Source organism: Pseudomonas sp. Sample_9 (assembly GCF_004307535.1).
In the GTDB taxonomy this organism is placed as follows: domain Bacteria; phylum Pseudomonadota; class Gammaproteobacteria; order Pseudomonadales; family Pseudomonadaceae; genus Aquipseudomonas; species Aquipseudomonas mercuritolerans.
Map to the genome: position 1 here is coordinate 1 of NZ_RAZO01000315.1, position 1,644 is coordinate 1,644.

Genomic DNA, 1,644 nt, shown 5'->3' on the forward strand with positions numbered 1-1,644 from the left:
TCGCAACGCAGCCACTGGCCACTGATCGGGAAGCCGCCGAAGCCTTTGCTTTCTTCGATGCCCGAAGCCTGCAGCAACGGCAGGGCCGCGCCACCGGCACCGAGGAAGACAAACTTTGCGTCGACTTCGCGGGTGTTGCCGTTGTTGACGTCCTTGATGCTGACGGTCCAGCCGGCGCCGTTACGCTTGAGGCCGGTCACGCGCTTGCAGTATTTGACCTGAGTGTCCGGGGCGCTGCTCAGGTGCTTGAGCAACTGATTGGTCAGGGCGCCGAAGTTGACGTCGGTGCCGTTCATCACGCGGGTGGCGGCGAGGACTTCGTCGGGCGAGCGGCCCGGCATCATCAGCGGCATCCACTCGGCCATCTTGCCCTTGTCTTCGGTGTATTCCATGTCGGCAAACGCGTGGTGCTTGCTCAACACGTTGAAGCGTTCCTTGAGGAACGACACACCGCTCTCGCCCTGAACGAAACTCAGGTGCGGTACCGGGCTGATGAAGGATTTGCACGAGCCGAACGTGCCTTTTTTGGTCAGGTACGACCAGAACTGCTTCGACACCTCGAACTGGGTGTTGATGTGCACGGCTTTCTTGATGTCGACGCTGCCATCGGCAGCCTGCGGGGTGTAGTTCAGCTCGCACAGGCCGGCGTGACCGGTACCGGCGTTGTTCCACGGATTGGAACTCTCGGCGGCGCCGGAATCCATCAGCTCGACGACTTCCAGCTTGATCGCGGGGTCGAGCTCTTTGAGCAGTACGGCCAGAGTGGCACTCATGATGCCGGCCCCTACCAGAACTACGTCGACTGCTTCGTTATGCGCCATTTAACGCGTCTCCCAAATCTGCAGCACCAAATTGTCGGCATGGCTGCCAGGCGTTCCAGGGCAGGTCAGTGGGCCCGGGCTATCCGTGGTCAGGTTGGCCATGTCCGAATCTTCGCAATTTTTCGCAACTTCGACGGATGCGTGCGGCCTGGTTTCAAGCGTTCCATGAACGCATTTTCACGCAGGGCTGGCAATTCGACTTATGGTCGAGACATCCGTTTTCGTGCAACCAAATCCGTAGCGGACAGGCTTCAGGCTCCGATGTTCGAGGTATACCCGGTCCTGTGTCGTTGGGCTGTTTCGGACGCTAATGGTGCATGTTCAGACGCAAAACTATTCATTTGCTCGCCACACTCTTGTGAAGTTGTGAAAACCCGTTTTTTTCACGCTCTTTTGAAGACGTGAACCTCAAAAAAGGGCTGCCTTGGCCTGGCACCTGCCCGCAAGGGCAAACAACGCGGTGGCCGAGCGAATGACAGCTCTGCAGATTCGCGAAAAGCGGGTTTTTGCCGGAAGAACAGGCAAGCGCGCCAACTTCACTCGATCTGTGTGGGCGGCTCTCTGTGGGCGATTTTGATGTCGATGCATGCGCATTGACGCTGTTGCGGGGCCCGATCAGGAGACGTCCTTATAATCGGGGGGAGATTGTAGCGAAGAAATGCGCGCAGTTGCTCGTGTTTAATGACTTTTATTAGGCATCCGGTCAGATGCTCAACTGCACCTGGCCCCGTGCGCGCATTTGTCGCGGTACGACCCGGGCGCTGGCGGGCAGCGGCTGGTTCAGCCAGGTCAGGCGGATTTCTTCGATTTCCACCCAGCCGTC

The 1,644-nt window shown here is 58.5% G+C and carries 1 protein-coding gene; it reads right to left on the reverse strand.

Going from position 1 to position 1,644, the window contains the following annotated elements:
- A partial coding sequence (locus D6877_RS17400) for an FAD-dependent oxidoreductase (protein WP_130911576.1) occupies nucleotides 1-821 on the reverse strand: 821 nt, incomplete at its 3' end.
- Between the last annotated feature and the right edge of the window lie 823 nt (nucleotides 822-1,644).